Here is a 16,975-nt window from a genome sequence, read left to right as displayed (position 1 = left end):
AGGTCGGGGTTCCGCGATGTTCTGGGTGGGGGTACCTCTCGCGTTTTGAGTTGCTGCACCGCAACATTTGTCACGCACTGGCCTTTTCGGCGATACCCCCCCACTGGCGGCGCGCGGCCTGCGGGCGCAGAATCGGCCCCATCCTGACAGCCGAGCCCGGGCAGACCAGTCCCGGGTATTTTTTTGTGTCCAGCAACAAGTCTTCGCTCGCCGCGCTCACCCTGGGCGCCATCGGTGTGGTGTATGGCGATATCGGCACCAGCGTGCTGTACGCCATCAAGGAAATCTTCGGGTCCGGCCATGTGCCCTTCACGCACGACAACGTCTATGGCGTGCTGTCCATCGTTTTCTGGACCCTCACGGTCATCGTCTCGCTCAAATACGTGGTGCTGGTGCTGCGCGCCGACAACGCGGGTGAAGGCGGCCTGATCGCCATGCTGGCGCTGGCCTCGCAGGCGGTGAAAGACCGGCCCGAGCTGCGCAAATGGCTGCTCGCCATCGGCATCTTCGGCACCTCGCTGTTCTATGGCGACGGCGTCATCACCCCGGCGATCTCGGTGCTCTCGGCGGTCGAGGGCCTGGAGGTGGTGTCGCCGGCCTTCAAGCAGTACGTGGTGCCGATCACGCTGGTGGTGCTGTTCGGCCTGTTTTTCGTGCAGAAACGCGGCACCGGCGGCATCGGCAAGTTCTTCGGCCCGATCACGGTGCTGTGGTTTCTGGCGATTGCGGTGCTGGGTGTGTCGCACATCATCGGCCATCCCGAGATCCTGGCGGCGCTGAGCCCGCACCACGCACTGCGCTTCATGTGGCAGCAGCCGGGCACCACCTTCATCATCCTCGGCGCCGTGGTGCTGTGCGTGACCGGTGGCGAAGCGCTCTACGCCGACATGGGGCACTTCGGCAAGAAGCCGATCCGCGTGGCCTGGTTCGCCATCGTCATGCCCTGCCTGACGCTGAACTACTTCGGCCAGGGTGCGCTGCTGCTGGCCGACCCCGCCGCGGTGAAAAACCCGTTCTACAACATGGCGCCCGACTGGGCGCTGCTGCCCCTTGTGGGGCTGGCTACCATGGCTACGGTGATCGCCTCGCAGGCGCTGATCTCGGGCGCCTTCAGCGTTACCAAGCAGGCGGTGCAGCTCGGCTACCTGCCGCGCCTGAACGTGCAGCACACCAGCGTGCACGACACCGGCCAGATCTACCTGCCCCTCGTCAACTGGGGCCTGTTTGCCGCCATCGTGCTGGCGGTGGTGATGTTCAAGTCGTCCACCAACCTGGCCGCGGCCTACGGCATCGCCGTGACGCTGGACATGCTGATCACCACCGTGCTCACCTTCTTCGTGATCCGCTACGGCTGGAAATACCCGCTGTGGCTGTGCCTGATGGCCACCGGGTTTTTCTTCATGGTCGATCTGGCCTTCTTCAGCTCCAACCTGCTCAAGCTGTTCGCCGGCGGCTGGTTCCCGCTGCTGATCGGTGGCGTGGTGTTCACGCTGATGATGACCTGGAAGCGAGGCCGCGAGCTGCTGTCGAAAAAGCAGCAGGCCGAATCCATCGCGCTCGACAGCTTTCTCGAATCGGTGTTCATGGCGCCGCCCACACGCGTCGAAGGCACGGCGGTGTTCCTCACGGCCGAGGCCGGCACCGTGCCCAATGCGCTGCTGCACAACCTCAAGCACAACAAGGTGCTGCACGAGCAGAACCTGTTCGTGACCGTGCGCAACCACGAAGTGCCCTGGATCGGGCTCGACAAACGGCTGGCCGTGGAGCCGCTGGGCCACGACTGCTGGCAGGTGGCGATCCACTACGGTTTCAAGAACGATCCGGATGTGCCCAAGGCGCTGCAGCTCATGAGCGGGCGGGGTTGTGAGCTCGAACCCATGGCCACCAGCTACTTCCTCTCCCGCGACCTGGTCGTGCCCACCCTGGGCAGCGGCATGGCGCCCTGGCGCGAAAAGATCTTCGCCCAGATGCACCACAACGCGGGCGCTGCGGCCGAGTTCCTGAACCTGCCGAGCAATGCGGTGATCGAGCTGGGTTCCAAAATAGAGATCTGAACGCGGTCCGTTTCAGGCCGCGGCCTACGGGATCGGGGCGCGCCTGCCGGCGCGTTGGCGCTGTTTGTGCAACAGTACGGGGCTGTCCGAAAAGCCACCCGACCATGCCCATGAACATTCTCTTCGTTGCCGACCCGCTCGCGTCTTTCAAGATCTACAAGGACACCACCTTCGCCATGATGCGCGAGTTGCAGCGGCGTGGCCACACCCTGGCCGCGACCGAGCCGCAGCACATGGCCTGGCAAAGCGGCCAGCCGGTGAGCGCCAAGGTACGCCACATCTCGCTCACGGGCGATGCCGAGGCATGGTTCCGGGTCAGCCGCGAAGCCATCGAACCGCTGCACGGTTTCAACGCCGTGATCATGCGCAAGGACCCGCCGTTCGACAGCGAGTTCTTCTACGCCACCCACCTGCTGGAGCAGGCCGAACGCGAAGGCGCACGCGTGTTCAACAGCCCGCGCGCGCTGCGCGATCACCCGGAAAAGCTCGCCCTCATGGAGTTCGCCCGCTTCGCGCCGCCCACGCTGGTGACACGTCAGGCCGAAGCGATCCGCGCTTTCCACGCCGAACACCGGGACATCATCCTCAAGCCGCTCGACGGCATGGGCGGCATGGGCATCTTCCGCGTCGGCCCCGACGGCATGAACCTGGGCTCCATCATCGAAACGCTCAACCAGGGCGGCGCCACCAGTGTGATGGTGCAGCGCTACCTGCCGCAGATCGTGGACGGCGACAAGCGCCTGCTGCTGATCGGCGGGAAGGTCGCACCCTTCGTGCTGGCGCGCATCCCGCAAGGCAACGAGGTGCGCGGCAACCTCGCGGCGGGCGGCAAGGGCGTGGCGCAGCCCCTGAGCGACGCCGACCGCGCGGTGGCCGAGGCCATCGCGCCCACGCTGGCCGCGCGCGGCCTGCTGCTCGTGGGGCTGGACATGATCGGCAACAGCGTGACCGAGATCAACGTGACCAGCCCGACCTGCTTCCAGGAGATCACCGAGCAGACCGGGTTCGACGTGCCGGCGATGTTTGTCGATGCGCTCGAGCATGCACTGACATGAGCGACATTGAAAAACCCGCAGAGCCGATCAAGCAGCCACGCAACCCGCTGCACGGCCTGACGCTGGAGGCCATCGTCACCGCGCTGGCTGAGCACTACGGCTGGGAAGAGCTGGGTCAGCGCATCCCGGTGCGCTGTTTCAACGTGGACCCGAGCGTGGGGTCGAGCCTGCGTTTCCTGCGCAAGACGCCCTGGGCGCGCGAGAAGGTGGAAGGCCTGTACCTGTTCATGCTGCGCGAGCGCAGTCGGGCGGCGGGCCGGCAGACCCGCTGACGGCGTGGCGGCGTCCGCCGGCAAGGCCTGTCGTGCGCGAACCACGCCAGGGCCGGCCCGCAGGCCGCGGCGGGGTCGGCGTTGTCAGTCGAAAGTGGTGCTTTTCGGGTCAGATCGGGCAAGCCCGCCTTGTGGTGGGGGCCGGGCTGCGGTACAAGCCATAGGGTAGGGGGTTCCCCATTTTTTGCGCCTTTTGCGATCTCTCATGCCCGATACCCTGGACCTGACCACCACCATTTTTGCCAAGACCACCCTCGGTCAACAGGAGATCCAGACCCGTTCGCTCGGCCTGTCACCTTTGGTGCGCCGCACGCTGGTGCTGGTCGACGGCAAACGCACGGGCGCCGAGCTGGGCGTGTTCCTGTCGGGCGGCGCCGACATTGCCGACGTGCTTGGCCAGTTGCTGGCGCTCGGTTGCGTGGAGGCCCGGGAAGCCCCGCAGCGAGCCGCGGCAAGGGTGCCGGCCACCGAGCCGCAGCCCGGACCTGAGTCGGTGGTGGATGTGGAGTTGGAGCCCGAGGGCGAACCCGCCGAGACGACCGGCTCGGATGCGCTCACCGCGCTGCCGCCCGCCGATGCGCGCGAGGCGAAAGACAACGAGATGGCGCGCAACTTCATGGTCAATTCGGTCAATTCCATCATCGGCCAGAACATGCGCATCTCGCTGGTGAGCGACATCTCCCGCGCCCAGACCACGGAGCAGTTGCGCGAGGTCTACCTGGCCTGGGAGAGCAGCATGTCGAACCACGGCATGGGCGCCAGGCGCCTGCCGGAGCTGCGCGAGAAGCTGTTCAAGGTGCTTTGAGCAGAACACCGCCCTCGCGCCCGTGCTTCAGTGGGCCGCCTTGGAAAACACGTTGAGCACCACCACGCCGGCGATGATCAGGCCCATGCCGATCAGGCCGGGCAGGTCGATCCTCTGGCCATAGATCACGAAGGCCGCCACGGTGATGAGCACGATGCCCAGACCCGACCAGACCGCATACGTGACACCCACCGGCAGCGACTTGAGCACCAGCGAGAGGCAGTAGAACGCCACCGCATAACCCACCACCACGATGGCCGATGGCCCCAGCCGGGTGAATCCGTCGCTGGCCTTGAGCGCGCTGGTGCCGACCACTTCGGCCACGATGGCCAGGCCCAGGGTGAACCAGGCGTTCACGCCACCTCCACCGGCAGCCCGTCCACGAACACCTTGAGTTCGTCGGGTTCGAAGGCGGTCCATTGTTCGTTGCGGGTCAGGGGGGTGGTGACGATCACCGCCGCCCGGTCGCCGGGCTGGTTGAGTTCGGCGAAATTCACCGTCCAGTCCTGGTCCATCAGCGTGGCCTGGGTGAACGGGTGCTGGCGCACCAGGTAGTGCAGCTTGGTGCTGCAGTGCGCCCAGAGTGCGTCGCCGTTGGAGAGCAGGAAGTTGATGCTGCCAAAGCGCCGCACCTGGGGCAGGAGCTCGCGCAGGGTCAGCGTGAGCTCTTCGACGCTGGGCAGGCCGGCGTGCGACTTTGCGAGCTCCTGCATCAGCCAGCAGAAAGCGCGCTCGCTGTCGGTGGTGCCCACCGGCTGGAACTGGCTGTGCAGCCGGGGCTGGTAGTCCTTGAGGTCGCCGTTGTGGGCGAACACCCAGTGGCGGCCCCAGAGCTCGCGCGAGAAGGGGTGGGCGTTTTCCAGCCGCACGTCGCCGATGGTGGCCTTGCGCACATGGGCAATGATGTTGCGGCTCTTGAGCGGGTAGCTGCGCAGGAACTCGGCCATGCGCGATTCGGCGGCGCACTGGTGGTCCACGAACAGCCGCAGACCGCGGCCTTCAAAGAAGGCGATGCCCCAGCCGTCGGCGTGGTGGTCGGTGGCGCCACCGCGCTGGCAAAAACCGGTGAAGCTGAACGAGGCGTCGGTGGGGGTGGCGCAGTTGAGACCCAGCAGTTGGCACATAGGAAGACCCCCCTGCGCCGCTGCGCGGCTTCCCCCCTGGAAGGGGGGACCACGCCCTGTGGCCCGGCAAAGCCGGTTCCACGGCGTGTGCTGGATTGGGGGATCCCTCTCCGGCGCCGTGCCTCGGTCGGGAGGCTTGGTGTTGATGGAACTCGTATTGTGCGGCGGACTGTTCGCTGTGGGGCGGGGCCGCTTGTGTCGGGTTGTGCAGGTCCACCCCTGGATCAGCTGGCCGCGGGCTGCGCCCGCAGCCGCCACGCGGCGACCACCGCCAGCGCGCAGATGGCCGCGAGCATCAGGAAGGTCTCGCCGAAGGCCGCCAGCCGCTCGGGGCTGGTGTTGGCGGTGTCCAGGCGGAAACCGTGGGCGGACACGCGCCATTCGAGCACGATGCCGCACAGGCTCACGCCGGCCGCGCCGCCGAGCATGCGCAGGAAGTTGATCACGCTCGACCCCTGCGGGATGTGGCTGCGCTCCAGGCCGCGCATGGCGCCGATGTTGAGCGAGGGCAGGATGAAGCCCAGGCCGATGCGCCCCAGGATCGCCCAGCTCACCAGCAGGGGAATGATCTGTGTGGGCTGGCGCAGGTCGATGGTCACCATCAGCGCGAACGAGGCCGCCAGCAGCACCAGGCCCACGCTCACCAGTCGGTGCGTGGGCTGCCGGTCGGCCAGGCGCCCGACGATGGCGATCGTGACCGCCAGCACCAGCCCGGCCGGCAGCAGGATGCTGCCCACGTAGGACGGCGACAGGCCCAGGCCCATCTGCATGTAGACCGGCAGCAGGTAGGTGGAGCCGAACAGCGCCATGCCGTAGATGAAGGCCACGATGCTGCCCATGGCGAAACGCCGGTCGGCAAACAGCGAGAGGTTCATCAAGGGGTCCACGCCCTCGTCGGGCCGGCGGTGGCGGGCCTTGAGCGTGCGCCGCTGCAGCCACACGAAGACCAGCAGCAGCGCCAGCGCGCCGCCCAGCAGGGCCAAGCCCTGGGCCGGGGTGTCGCCCTGCAACTGCACCAGGCCGTTGAGCAGGCACAGCGTGCCCGCGGCGGCCAGCAGCAGGCCGCGCCAGTCCAGCCCCGCGCCCTGCGGATTGGCCGCGCCGCCCCCGGGCGCGGTGGCTGGTACGAAACGCCGCCCCAGCCAGAGCGAGGCCAGGCAGAACGGCACCACCATGAAAAAGATCGAGCGCCAGCCAAAACCATCGACCAGCAGGCCGCCGATGCTGGGACCGATGGCCGGGGCCAGCACCACGCCCATGCCGAAAATGCCGCTGGCGCGGCCCTGCTCGTGCGGCTCGAAGGCGCGCAGGATGATGATGGCCGGAATCGGCTGCACCACCCCCGCGGCCAGGCCCTCGGCCACGCGCGCGGCCAGCACGAGCGGGAAGTGGTTGGCGATACCACCGGCCACGCCCCCGGCCATCAGCAGCCACATGCAGCCCGCGTAGGTGCGCCGGTAGCCGTAGCGAGCAAGCAGCCAGGGCGTGGTCAGCATGGACACGGTCATGGCCGCCATGAAGCCCGAGGTGGCCCACTGCGCGCGCTCCTGGCCCAGCGTGAAATGCTGGCTCATGTCGGGGATCGCCACGTTGATGATGGTCGACGACATGATGGCCGCCATCGTGCCCACCATCACCGACAGCAGCAGCAGCCAGCGGTAGCGCGCGCCATAGCGTTCGCGCAGCGCGGTGATGGAATGGTCGGTGGGCAGTGCCATGGCGGGGAGGATGGGACGCCGCAACGATAACCGCCCCGGCAATTCCCGGCATCGGGTGCGGCCTCAGTTTCGCCTAAGTCTGGCGCGGGGAGCGCTGGCAGAATGACCGTGTGGGCCGTTCGGCCCCGGACCTCCGAAGGAATCCTCCATGCGGCTGCTGCTGGTTGAAGACGACACCATGATCGGCGAGTCCGTGCTCGATCTGCTGCGCGCCGAACACTACGCGGTGGACTGGGTGAAAGACGGCGAGCTGGCCGACACGGCCCTGCGCACGCAGGACTACGACCTGCTGCTGCTCGACCTGGGCCTGCCCCGGCGCGATGGCCTGTCGGTGCTGCGGGCGCTGCGCGCGCGCAGGAACCGAATGCCGGTGCTGATCGCCACCGCGCGCGACTCGGTGCAGCAGCGCATTGAGGGGCTGGATGCCGGGGCCGACGACTATGTGCTCAAGCCCTACGACATGGACGAACTGCTCGCGCGCATCCGCGCCCTGCTGCGCCGCGCCGCCGGGCGCGCCGAGCCGGTGTACGAGCATCAGGGCGTGAGCATCGACCCGGCCACGCGCGAAGTCACGGTGAACGGCCAGCCGGTGGTGCTGTCGGCGCGCGAATGGGCGGTGCTCGAACCCCTGCTGGCGCGGCCCGGCCTGGTGCTCTCGCGCGCGCAGCTGGAAGAAAAGCTCTACGGCTGGAAAGACGAGGTCAGCTCCAACGCGGTGGAGGTCTACATCCACGGTCTGCGCAAGAAGCTCGGGGCCGAACTGATCCAGAACGTGCGCGGCGTGGGCTATATGGTGAAGAAGGTATGAATCCTCCCTGCGCCGCTTCGCGTCTTCCCCCCACTGGGGGGACGATGCCTGTGGCCCGGCGGAGCCGGTTCCACGGCATCCCTGGGCCAAGGAATGTCGTACCGGCGCTCGGGCGGGGAGCGCTGACGTGAAGAGGTACCTCTCATCCTTGCGCGCCCGGCTGCTGGTGTTCGTGCTGCTGGCCATCCTGGCCACCGCGCTGTTGCAGGCGGGGCTGGCCTGGCGGGCCGCGCGCGCCGAGACCGACGAGATTTTCGACTACCACATGCAGCAGACCGCGCTGTCGTTGCGCGCCGGCCTGCCGCAGGGCCTCGTCACCGGTGTGATCCCCGTGCCCGCCGAGGGGCAGGACTTCGACTTCGTGCTGCAGATCTGGACGCTCGATGGCGAGCTGGTGTTCGAGTCGGCCGCACGCGCCGAGCTGCCGCAGCGCGCGGTGCTGGGCTTCACCGACGTGCTCGCGCACGGCACGCGCTACCGCGTGTTCTCGGTGCAGGCGCGCAGCTTCGTGATCCAGGTGGCGCAGGACCTGGCGGTGCGCCAGCGCATGGCCGGCTCGCTGGCGCTGCGCACGGCGGTGCCGATCCTGCTGCTGGCGCCGCTGCTCATGCTGCTGGTGGGCTGGGTGGTCAGCACCTCGCTGGCGCCGGTGGCGCGCGCGCAGCGTCAGGTGGCACAGCGCCAGGCCGACGACCTGACCGAGCTCACCGAAACCGACCTGCCCGACGAGGTGCGCCCGCTGGTGCACGAGTTCAACGGTCTGCTGCGGCGCGTGGCCCAGGCCTTTGACGCGCAGCAGCGCTTCGTGGCCGACGCCGCGCACGAGCTGCGCTCGCCACTGGCCGCGCTCAAGCTGCAGGTGCAGGGCCTGCAGCGAGCGCCCGATGACGCCACGCGCGAGCGTGCGCTGGAGCGTCTGGGCTCGGGCATCGACCGCGCCACGCGGCTGATCGAGCAACTGCTGGTGCTGGCGCGCCAGCAGGCCAGCGCGGCGTCGGGCGTGCGGCCCGAGCCGGTGGCGCTGGACGAGCTGGTGCGCCTGGCCGTGGCCGATATGGCGCCTGCGGCCCAGGTGCGCAGCATCGACCTCGGCCTCGCACAGGCCGACGCCGCACGGGTGAGCGGCCACGCCGAGGCGCTGCGCATCCTGGTGCGCAACCTGCTGGAGAACGCGGTGAAGTACACCCCGGCGGGTGGGCGGGTCGATGTGGCGCTGCGCGCCGGCGCGGGCACGCTGGAGCTCAGCGTGGAAGACAGTGGGCCGGGCATTCCCGAGGCCGAACGCGGGCGTGTGCTGGACCGGTTCTACCGTGTGCCGGATGCGGCCTCTGCGGGCAGTGGCCTGGGGCTGGCCATCGTGAAGGCGGTGGCCGATCTGCACAGCGCCACGCTGCACCTGGATGCTTCGCCCACGCTGGGCGGCCTGCGCGTGCGGGTGGTTTTCCCGCCGGGTGCCATGGGGTGAGTGAGGTTTTGGGTCGGGCCGTTTGAGGCCCATATCTTCTTCTGGCTGACGTGTTCGCAGTTACGCATTTTGGAGAGAGGCCGTACCTCGCGGCTGCGGCAGGCGCTGTCCGGCGGGGGCTCATACTGAGGCGGTCGGCGCTTTGCGCCGACTCCGCTGCGCCCGCCAGCCTGGGGCCGGCGCGGCCAAACTCGCTACGTTCGCTTACGCTCTCTCCGCTCAAACAATGGCCGCGAGTCAGAAACGATGCGCGCACTGGCGCGCCCGGCCCCAGGCTGGCGGTCACAGCCGCCCCAGAAATCGCCCCCACCGGACAGCACCTGCCGCAGCAAAGAAGCGTCAGGGTATTCCTCCGGTGGAGAACCCACACCTTTTCTGCCAAGGCGTGTGCGGGCAGGCCGCAGCGCGCCTCGTGAGGCGCCGAGAAGCGCAGTGGCCGTGGCCGCGCGCGCAGCGCGCTTCGTTGACTGACTCGTCGCACTTGTTTGAGCGGAGAGAGCGCAGCGAACGCAGCGAGTTGTGCGACGGGCCACGGCCGCGAGCATCGCAGGGAAGTCGGCGCATCGCGCCGACCGCCTCACTGAAGCGCTGCGGCCTGCCCGCGCACGCCTTGGCCCGCGAGGTGCAACGAACGAAACCTGTGTTCCACCCACAGCGATCGGGCCAAGACCCCGCCCGCCGTGGTCCTTAAGCCCGGTCTAAGTGTTTGCTTCGACAGTGAAGCCATGTCCAACCCATGGCTTCACAAGGAGCACACATGAACACCCGAAACCTCACACCCGCCCGTCTCGTGCTGGCCCTGCTCACCGCTGGCGTGCTGGGTGGCGCCGGCGCCACCTACGTGGCCGGTGGCCTCGCGCGGGCCGAGGCGCCTGTCAGCGCCACGGTGGCCAGCAGCACCGCGCAGCCGCTCAGCCTGCAGGGCACGCCCGATTTCTCAAAGATCACCGATCGCTACGGACCGGCCGTGGTCAACATCAGTGTCAGCGGCGTGCGCCACGCCTCCGCCGAAAGCGAAGAGGCCGCGGCGGCGCGTGGCCTGCCGCCCGGCATCGACCCCAACGATCCGTTCTTTGAATTCTTCCGCCGTTTCCAGGGCCAGGGTGGTGGCATGCCCGACCAGCGCGACACCCCGGTGCGAGGCCAGGGCTCGGGCTTCATCGTCAGCGCCGACGGCCTGATCCTCACCAATGCCCACGTGGTGCGCGACGCCAGCGAAGTGATCGTCAAGCTCACCGACCGGCGCGAGTTCAAGGCCAAGGTGCTGGGCTCGGACCCGAAGACCGACGTGGCCGTGTTGAGGATCGACGCCAAGGACCTGCCCACCGTGCCGATGGGCAGTGCGCGCGACCTCAAGGTGGGCGAGTGGGTGCTGGCCATCGGCTCGCCCTTCGGCTTCGAGAACAGCGTGACCGCGGGCGTGGTCAGCGCCAAGGGCCGCTCGCTGCCCGACGACAGCTTCGTGCCCTTCATCCAGACCGACGTGGCGGTGAACCCGGGCAACTCGGGCGGGCCGCTGTTCAACAGCCGCGGCGAAGTGGTGGGCATCAACTCGCAGATCTACAGCCAGTCCGGTGGTTACCAGGGCCTGTCGTTCGCCATCCCCATCGAGCTGGCCACGCAGGTCAAGGACCAGATCGTGGCCACCGGCAAGGCCAGCCATGCGCGCCTGGGCGTGACGGTGCAGGAGGTGAACCAGGCCCTGGCCGACTCCTTCCAGCTCGACAAGCCCGAAGGCGCGCTGGTGTCCAGCGTGGAACCCGGTGGCCCGGCCGACAAGGCCGGCCTGAAGCCGGGCGACGTGATCCGCCAGGCCAACGGCCAGCGCATCGTGGCCTCGGGCGACCTGCCGGCGCTGATCGGCCAGTCCACGCCGGGCAGCCAGATGTCGCTGGAGGTGTGGCGCCAGGGCCAGCGCGAGACCCTCACCGCCAAGCTCGGCGACGCCAGCGACAAGAAGGCCCAGGTGGTGCAGGCCGACGGCGGTGTGGGCCAGGGCAAGCTCGGCCTGGCCCTGCGCCCGCTGCAGCCGCAGGAAAAACGCCAGGCCGGCGTGAACGCGGGCCTGGTGGTGGAGGGCGTGGGCGGCCCGGCCGAACGCGCGGGGGTGATGCCGGGTGACCTGCTGGTGGCCGTGAACGGTACGCCGGTGCAAAACGTCGAGCAGGTGCGCGCGGTGGTGGCGAAGTCGCCGAAGTCGGTGGCGCTGCTGATCCGGCGCGACGGCGACACGATCTTCGTGCCGGTGCGGATCGGTTGATGTCGGGCGCCGCAAACGCAGGGCCGGGCTCGGCGCCTCGCGGCACCGGCCTGTCGGCCCACATCCTGCCGACCTCGGCCACCATGATCGGGGTCTGCCTGACCGCGCTCTACATCAGCCTGCTCAGCCCCTTCAGCGGCGGGCGGATGGTGGTGGACAAGCTGCTCGCGGTGGACGCGCTGGTGTTCCTCGTCAGCGCGGTGTTGTCGTTCCTGTCCATGCGCGTGCACGGCCGGGCGGCGCGTTTCGAGTCGTTGGCCGAAAACGTGTTCATCGGCGCCCTGGGGCTGCTCGCCCTGGGGGCGCTGGTGCTGGCGTTTGCCGTGAGCTGAAGGCGGATCACGGCGCCGCGTCTGGCGTGGCCGGGCCGCTCGGGCTTGCGTTGAACGCCGTGAGGCAGGCGCCGCAGATGCAGGCCTTGCCCCGCGCCTCGCCGGGCAGGCGGGCCAGCAGCTCGGCGCTGAAGCGCTGCGAGGTGCACCAGCACGGCGCCTGGGACAGGCCGGTCTCTCGCTCGACCTCCATCGCGCAGCGGTTGTCACCGCCGCACAGGGGGCAGCGGGTTGGGTCGGGGTAGGGGGTGTCGAGGGGCATGGCTGCGGGCGGGGAATGGGCCAGTTTAGCGAGGCTGTGCAGTGGGCGGTGTGGTATTTTCGAGCCCCCCGAACCCTGTCCGCCACCGCGGCCCCCGACCCCCATTTGCACAAGGGGGGCCGCCTCCTCTGGAATGTCCATGCGCCCCATCTGCCCGCCGCACCGGCCTGCGCGCTCCTTCCGCCGGGGCCTGGCGCTGTGGGGTCTGTTGGGTCTGTGGTTTGGGCTGTGCAGTGCGCCCGCCCTGAGTCTGGCGGCCGACGCCCTCGCGCGCACCGTGCCCGACACCATGGCCCAGCGTGTGATGGCCTGCACCCTGTGCCACGGCAAAGAAGGCCGCGCCACCAGCGCCGGCTATTTCCCGCGCATCGCGGGCAAGCCCGCGGGCTACCTGTACAACCAGCTGCGGCATTTCCGGAACGGCCGGCGCCAGAACGAGGGCATGGCCACGCTGCTCGACAACCTGTCCGACAGCTACCTGCGCGAGATCGCCGAGCACTTCGCGGGCCTCGATCTGCCCTACCCGCCGCCACAGACGGTCAACGCGCCCCGCGATCAGCTCGCGCGCGGCGAGGCGCTGATCCGGCGCGGCGACCCGGCGCGCCAACTGCCCGCCTGTGCGGACTGCCACGGCGAAGCGCTCACAGGAAGGCAACCCGCCATCCCCGGCCTGCTCGGCTTGCCGCGCGACTACCTGATCGGACAGCTCGGCGCCTGGCAGACCGGCCTGCGCCACGCCAGCGCGCCCGACTGCATGGCGCAGATCGCCAAAGGCCTGACGCCCGACGACGTGGGCGCGCTCGCCACCTGGCTATCGGCCCAGTCGCTGCCCGCCGACACGCACGCCGTTGCACCCTCGGCCCAGCCCTTGCCGAAGCGTTGCGGGAGCGCGGTGCCATGAGCTGGCGCCGGGCCGCTCCCAAGCCAGCTCGCACCGCAGCCCGCAGGGCGGAGGTATTCCGATGAGCTGGCGCCGGGCCGCTCCCAAGCCAGCTCGCACCGCAGTGCGCCGCCTGCTCGCGGTCGCCCTGGGCGCGAGCGTGCTGCTGTTGATCGCGCTCGCGGTGCTGATCGGGCGGCAGCTCAGCGTCGAGGCCTTGCCACCGCTGGCCGCCCAGACCACGCCCACCGACCCGGCGCTCATTGCACGCGGCGCCTACCTGGCGCGGGCCGGCAACTGCGCCGCCTGCCACACTGCGCGCGGCGGCCAACCCTACGCGGGTGGGCGCGCCATCGAGACGCCGTTTGGCCAGGTGGTCGCCGGCAACCTCACGCCCGACCCTGAGCACGGCCTGGGCCGCTGGAGCGCCGACGCCTTCTGGCGCGCCCTGCACCACGGCCAGTCGCGCGACGGCCGGCTGCTCTATCCCGCCTTTCCCTACGCCAGCTTCACCCAGATCACCCGCGAAGACAGCGATGCGCTGCACGCCTTCCTGCGCAGCCTGCCGCCGGTGGCGCAGCCCAACCGACCCCATGCGCTGCGCTTTCCCTACCGCAGCCAGGCCGCGCTGGCGGTCTGGCGCGCGCTGTACTTCGAGTCGGGCAGTTTCCAGCCCGATCCCGCGCAGCCGGCCGACTGGAACCGCGGCGCCTACCTGGTGCGCGGGGTGGCCCATTGCGCGGCCTGCCACGCCCCGCGCGATGCGCTCGGCGGCGTGGCGGCGGGGCACGAGTTCGACGGCGGCTTCATGGCCGGGCAGGGCTGGTACGCGCCCTCGCTGCGCAGCCGCTTCGAAGCGGGCCTGGCCCACTGGGCGCCGCAGGACATCGTGGACCTGCTCAAGACCGGCGTGGCACACGGCAGCACGGGCGCGGCCATGGGGCCGATGGCCGAGGTGGTGTTTCACAGCACCCAGCACCTGAGCGACGCCGACCTGCACGCCATGGCCACCCACCTGAAGAGCCTGGGCCGCGATGCCGAGCCACCGCCGCCGCCCGCGCCGCGCGCCGACCCGGCGCAGCTGGCGCTCGGCCAGCGGGTCTACGAGGCGCAGTGCACCGACTGCCACGGCGCCCAGGGCGAGGGCGCGCGCCAGGCCTACCCGCCGCTGGCCGGCAACCGCGCGCTCACCCTGGCCTCGCCGGTCAACCCGGTGCAGGCCGTGTTGAACGGCGGTTTCGCCCCCGCCACCGCCGGCAACCCCCGGCCCTACGGCATGCCGCCCTACCGCACCCTGCTCAGCGACGCCGAGATCGCCGCCGTGATCACCTACGCGCGCCAGAGCTGGGGCAACCAAGCCGCGGCGGTGTCGCCGCTGGACGTGCAGCGGCTGCGCTGACAGCGTTTCACGCTAGGCGGCGTGCCCGCCGGCGATCCACTCTGCCCAGAAGTCGATGCAGGCTTTGATCTTCGGCAGCCGCTGGCGCGCGCTGGCGATGACGGCGTAGACCGGCACCGGCTCGTGGTCGATGCAGTCGGCCAGCACCGGCACCAGCCGCCCCTGCCGCACCAGCGGGTCGGCGGCCACGGTGGCGAGCCGGCCGATGCCCAGCCCTTGCAGCACCATGTTGGCCGCCAGCCCGGTGTCGCTGGTGCGCCAATAGCCTTCGGCCGTCAGCCGCACCGGGGCGCCGTCCACGATGAACGGCCAGTGGTTGAGGTGGGGGGCAGCGCTGTTGACGATGAGCCGGTGCTGGCGCAGCTCGTCCGGGTGGCGGGGCAGGCCGGCGCTGGCGGCGTAGGCCGGTGCCGCGTACAGCGCGCGGCCCAGCAGCCCGATCTGCCGCGCCACCAGAGTCTCGGGCAGTGAGGTGCTGGTGCGGATGGCGATGTCGATGCCGTCGCGCGCCAGGTCGGCCAGCTGGTCGCTCACCACCAGCTCCAGGCGCAGCTGCGGGTGCCGAGCGTTCAGGGCCTGCAGGCTGGGCAGCAGCAGGTACTGCGCGATCACGGTGCTGGCCGCCACGCGCACCAGCCCGCGCGCTTCGCCGGCCTGGGTGGCGAACTCGCTCTCCAGCTGCTCCAGCGTGCCGGTGATGCGGTGGCAGTAGTCCAGGAAGGTCTCGCCCTCGGCGGTGAGCGCGAGCCCGTGGGTGGAGCGGTGGATCAGGCGCGCCGCGCAGGTCTTTTCGATGCGGGTGAGCGCACGGGAAATCTGGCTCACCGGCACATCGCGTTCGCGCGCCACGGCCGACAGGCTTCGCAGCGCCGCGACGCGGGCAAACAGCTGGAGGTCGTCGAAGGCCAGATCGTTCATGACCGAGATGGTAGGCGAGCTGGTTTTGCGCCGGGTGCAAAACGCTTTTGAACCGCATGCCGTTTCCGCGACGACCGGCCTTGCCTAGAGTTCAGGCACCCCTTCAAAGGAGCGCAACCATGAACACCGAGCACCTCCACCAGACCCTTTCACCCCAGGCCTACGCGGTCCTGCAGGACGGCCTGCGGGCCCAGGCCGAGCGCCAGCGCCGGGCCGAGCAACGCACTTTCGGCGCCGGCGTGTGGCACCGCATCCGGCGGGCCGCTGCGCCAGTGCAGACGCCGACAGCGCCGTTCAGCGCCTGCGCCGCCGGGCCGAAGGCCTGAGCATGGCCTCCGCGCCGGCCGCCACCACGGTCAGGCGTTCGCCAGGCTCACCACGTGGGCCTCGCGCGGGTCGGTGCGGCCGGCATGCAACTCGACGATCACCGCGCTCGCAGCCGCGAACCCCTGGCCGTGCCGGATCCGCATCCACGGCTGCTGGGGGTCGCTGATCGTGCGCAGAAAAGCCGTCTGCGCGGACTGCAGGCGCTGCTCGAACCCCGCCACGCCCCACTCGGCCCGGCGTTTCTGTATCTGCGTCGGCGCGAAAAAGAACGCGGGGTGGGGCGCCGGCCAGCGCTGCTGCGGTTCCTGGGCGCTGTGCTGTGCGGAACCGACCACGCAGTCGTACACCAGGGCCGCCCCGAAATGCTGGCGCACGCGCTCGCGCAGATCCGGGCTGCCGGCGAAATCGAGGTAGAGCGTGGGCGTGGTGGCCGACAGGCTGGCCAGCTCGTCGTAGCCGACGACGCGGTCGTAACAGCCGAGCGAGCGCAGAAAGTCCTGGTGGCGCGGCGAAGTCAGGCCGATGCGCGCGATGCCCGGGTGGGCGCCCAGGCAGTGCGCGGTGCCATAGGCCGTCTTGCTCGACGCGCTGGATATCACCACTTGCCGCGCGCCGAAAAACGCCTGATCGGCCAGGAAATCCGCGCAGACGAAGGACGTGGTGAACAGCGGGCGCACCACCAGCAGCGGGTGTTCCAGCCCGGGCTGGTAGGCAGGGTCGGTGCTGCAGCGTTGGTAGTGGTTGTAGACCGGGGCCAGGGTCTGGCGGTGCTCGGCCCCGTCGAAGAAGCCGTGGGGCTTGATCCGGGTGGCCTGCACCTTGAGATGGCTGGCGATGGGGAAGAGCCCATAGAAGCGCTCGCCCACCGCCACGCCCTCGGCGCTGGACATCAGCACCTCGCCGAAGCCCCACACCGGCATCTGCCCCCAGCCGGCCTCGCCGGTGGGGAACAGGTCCCAGTAGTGCATGCGCTCGCCGAAGGCCGCGTAGGTGAGGTTGTTGGTGGTGAGCGCGAAGCAGTCCAGCCGCAACAACACCTCGCCGGCCTGCAGCGGCAACGGCAGGGGCACCGTGTCCAGGCGGCAGGTTCCGATCGCGTCTTGGCGCGTTCGCAGGCTCGTGACCGAGAGGGCATCGCGCATGGCGCGTCTCCTGGGAATGGTGGAGGGGCGAGTCTCCCCGCGATGGGCCGGTGGTGCTGAAACCTGGGTGACAGCGGCCCCCGCATAATCCTCAAAACCCAACAGAGCTACCGCCTTGCTGTCACGCCTGACCCCCTACCAATCCCAATACGTC

Annotated in this window: 17 protein-coding genes; 11 read left to right on the top strand and 6 right to left on the bottom strand. The window is 69.6% G+C overall.

Annotation, left to right across the window (positions count from 1 at the left end):
* The first annotated feature begins 185 nt into the window (after nt 1–185).
* The 4 genes from HTA01S_RS05580 (at nt 186) to HTA01S_RS05565 (ending at nt 4,186) form a co-directional block, all read left to right on the top strand.
* Nucleotides 186–2,054: a potassium transporter Kup gene (locus HTA01S_RS05580; RefSeq protein WP_068167619.1), complete on the top strand. Its 1,869-nt coding sequence runs from the start codon at nt 186–188 to the stop codon at nt 2,052–2,054.
* A gap of 110 nt (nt 2,055–2,164) precedes the next feature.
* Nucleotides 2,165–3,109 (top strand): glutathione synthase, encoded by a 945-nt coding sequence (gene gshB, locus HTA01S_RS05575; RefSeq protein ID WP_068168149.1) that lies wholly within the window; start codon nt 2,165–2,167, stop codon nt 3,107–3,109.
* Nucleotides 3,106–3,381, top strand: a complete 276-nt coding sequence (locus HTA01S_RS05570; RefSeq protein ID WP_068167617.1) for a VF530 family protein — start codon at nt 3,106–3,108, stop codon at nt 3,379–3,381. The genes gshB and HTA01S_RS05570 overlap by 4 nt, the downstream gene beginning before the upstream one ends.
* Nucleotides 3,382–3,586: 205 nt before the next feature.
* A complete protein-coding gene (locus HTA01S_RS05565) occupies nt 3,587–4,186 on the top strand; it encodes a hypothetical protein (RefSeq protein WP_068167616.1) in 600 nt (199 codons plus the stop codon).
* 27 nt (nt 4,187–4,213) lie between these two features.
* Here HTA01S_RS05565 and HTA01S_RS05560 read toward each other — a convergent pair whose 3' ends face one another.
* The 3 genes from HTA01S_RS05560 to HTA01S_RS05550 form a co-directional block, all read right to left on the bottom strand.
* A complete protein-coding gene (locus tag HTA01S_RS05560) occupies nt 4,214–4,543 on the bottom strand; it encodes a DMT family transporter (RefSeq protein ID WP_068167614.1) in 330 nt (109 codons plus the stop codon).
* Nucleotides 4,540–5,310, bottom strand: a complete 771-nt coding sequence (locus tag HTA01S_RS05555) for a class II glutamine amidotransferase (RefSeq protein WP_068167612.1) — start codon at nt 5,308–5,310, stop codon at nt 4,540–4,542. The genes HTA01S_RS05560 and HTA01S_RS05555 overlap by 4 nt, the downstream gene beginning before the upstream one ends.
* 224 nt (nt 5,311–5,534) lie before the next feature.
* Nucleotides 5,535–7,028 (bottom strand): MFS transporter, encoded by a 1,494-nt coding sequence (locus HTA01S_RS05550; RefSeq protein WP_068167610.1) that lies wholly within the window; start codon nt 7,026–7,028, stop codon nt 5,535–5,537.
* A gap of 148 nt (nt 7,029–7,176) precedes the next feature.
* On the opposite strand from HTA01S_RS05550, the gene HTA01S_RS05545 reads away from it, so the two are divergent.
* The 4 genes from HTA01S_RS05545 (at nt 7,177) to HTA01S_RS05530 (ending at nt 11,893) form a co-directional block, all read left to right on the top strand.
* Nucleotides 7,177–7,836 (top strand): response regulator, encoded by a 660-nt coding sequence (locus HTA01S_RS05545; RefSeq protein WP_068167608.1) that lies wholly within the window; start codon nt 7,177–7,179, stop codon nt 7,834–7,836.
* Between the two features lie 127 nt (nt 7,837–7,963).
* A complete protein-coding gene (locus HTA01S_RS05540) occupies nt 7,964–9,301 on the top strand; it encodes an ATP-binding protein (RefSeq protein ID WP_068167606.1) in 1,338 nt (445 codons plus the stop codon).
* Between the two features lie 757 nt (nt 9,302–10,058).
* Nucleotides 10,059–11,561, top strand: a complete 1,503-nt coding sequence (locus HTA01S_RS05535; RefSeq protein WP_068167604.1) for a DegQ family serine endoprotease — start codon at nt 10,059–10,061, stop codon at nt 11,559–11,561.
* Nucleotides 11,561–11,893 (top strand): hypothetical protein, encoded by a 333-nt coding sequence (locus HTA01S_RS05530; RefSeq protein WP_068167602.1) that lies wholly within the window; start codon nt 11,561–11,563, stop codon nt 11,891–11,893. Before HTA01S_RS05535 ends, HTA01S_RS05530 begins: the two co-directional genes overlap by 1 nt.
* 7 nt (nt 11,894–11,900) lie before the next feature.
* Here the strand turns inward: HTA01S_RS05530 and HTA01S_RS05525 are convergent, their stop codons facing one another.
* Nucleotides 11,901–12,155, bottom strand: coding sequence for a cysteine-rich CWC family protein (locus HTA01S_RS05525; RefSeq protein ID WP_068167600.1), 255 nt, complete (start codon nt 12,153–12,155; stop codon nt 11,901–11,903).
* A 139-nt stretch (nt 12,156–12,294) separates the two neighbouring features.
* Between HTA01S_RS05525 and HTA01S_RS05520 the strand changes: the two genes are divergently transcribed.
* On the top strand, nt 12,295–13,056 hold the full coding sequence (locus HTA01S_RS05520) for a c-type cytochrome (RefSeq protein WP_169804742.1): 762 nt from the start codon (nt 12,295–12,297) through the stop codon (nt 13,054–13,056).
* Between the two features lie 61 nt (nt 13,057–13,117).
* A complete protein-coding gene (locus HTA01S_RS05515; protein WP_084235872.1) occupies nt 13,118–14,434 on the top strand; it encodes a cytochrome c in 1,317 nt (438 codons plus the stop codon).
* Nucleotides 14,435–14,446: 12 nt separating this feature from the next.
* Here the strand turns inward: HTA01S_RS05515 and HTA01S_RS05510 are convergent, their stop codons facing one another.
* Complete coding sequence (locus tag HTA01S_RS05510; protein ID WP_068167596.1) at nt 14,447–15,352, bottom strand: LysR family transcriptional regulator; 906 nt, start codon at nt 15,350–15,352, stop codon at nt 14,447–14,449.
* A 119-nt stretch (nt 15,353–15,471) separates the two neighbouring features.
* Between HTA01S_RS05510 and HTA01S_RS05505 the strand changes: the two genes are divergently transcribed.
* Nucleotides 15,472–15,678 carry a hypothetical protein gene (locus HTA01S_RS05505; RefSeq protein WP_068167594.1) on the top strand — a complete coding sequence of 69 codons (207 nt, stop codon included), beginning with the start codon at nt 15,472–15,474 and terminating at the stop codon, nt 15,676–15,678.
* 30 nt (nt 15,679–15,708) lie between these two features.
* On the opposite strand, the gene HTA01S_RS05500 is transcribed toward HTA01S_RS05505, so the two are convergent.
* On the bottom strand, nt 15,709–16,821 hold the full coding sequence (locus tag HTA01S_RS05500; RefSeq protein ID WP_068167592.1) for a DUF2855 family protein: 1,113 nt from the start codon (nt 16,819–16,821) through the stop codon (nt 15,709–15,711).
* Between the last annotated feature and the right edge of the window lie 154 nt (nt 16,822–16,975).

It is taken from the genome of Hydrogenophaga taeniospiralis CCUG 15921, assembly GCF_001592305.1.
Taxonomy (GTDB): Bacteria; Pseudomonadota; Gammaproteobacteria; order Burkholderiales; family Burkholderiaceae_C; genus Hydrogenophaga; species Hydrogenophaga taeniospiralis.
The sequence above is the reverse complement of the archived record's forward strand: the minus strand, read 5'-3'. Positions and strand labels throughout refer to the sequence as shown.

Bases quoted from the DNA above. Each gene is read 5' to 3' on its own strand.
- gshB (WP_068168149.1), top strand. From the start codon at position 2,165: ATGAACATTCTCTTCGTTGCCGACCCGCTCGCGTCTTTCAAGATCTAC.
- HTA01S_RS05570 (WP_068167617.1), top strand. From the start codon at position 3,106: ATGAGCGACATTGAAAAACCCGCAGAGCCGATCAAGCAGCCACGCAAC.
- HTA01S_RS05565 (WP_068167616.1), top strand. From the start codon at position 3,587: ATGCCCGATACCCTGGACCTGACCACCACCATTTTTGCCAAGACCACC.
- HTA01S_RS05555 (WP_068167612.1), bottom strand. From the start codon at position 5,310: ATGTGCCAACTGCTGGGTCTCAACTGCGCCACCCCCACCGACGCCTCG.
- HTA01S_RS05550 (WP_068167610.1), bottom strand. From the start codon at position 7,028: ATGGCACTGCCCACCGACCATTCCATCACCGCGCTGCGCGAACGCTAT.
- HTA01S_RS05545 (WP_068167608.1), top strand. From the start codon at position 7,177: ATGCGGCTGCTGCTGGTTGAAGACGACACCATGATCGGCGAGTCCGTG.
- HTA01S_RS05535 (WP_068167604.1), top strand. From the start codon at position 10,059: ATGAACACCCGAAACCTCACACCCGCCCGTCTCGTGCTGGCCCTGCTC.
- HTA01S_RS05530 (WP_068167602.1), top strand. From the start codon at position 11,561: ATGTCGGGCGCCGCAAACGCAGGGCCGGGCTCGGCGCCTCGCGGCACC.
- HTA01S_RS05525 (WP_068167600.1), bottom strand. From the start codon at position 12,155: ATGCCCCTCGACACCCCCTACCCCGACCCAACCCGCTGCCCCCTGTGC.
- HTA01S_RS05520 (WP_169804742.1), top strand. From the start codon at position 12,295: ATGCGCCCCATCTGCCCGCCGCACCGGCCTGCGCGCTCCTTCCGCCGG.
- HTA01S_RS05515 (WP_084235872.1), top strand. From the start codon at position 13,118: ATGAGCTGGCGCCGGGCCGCTCCCAAGCCAGCTCGCACCGCAGTGCGC.
- HTA01S_RS05510 (WP_068167596.1), bottom strand. From the start codon at position 15,352: ATGAACGATCTGGCCTTCGACGACCTCCAGCTGTTTGCCCGCGTCGCG.
- HTA01S_RS05505 (WP_068167594.1), top strand. From the start codon at position 15,472: ATGAACACCGAGCACCTCCACCAGACCCTTTCACCCCAGGCCTACGCG.
- HTA01S_RS05500 (WP_068167592.1), bottom strand. From the start codon at position 16,821: ATGCGCGATGCCCTCTCGGTCACGAGCCTGCGAACGCGCCAAGACGCG.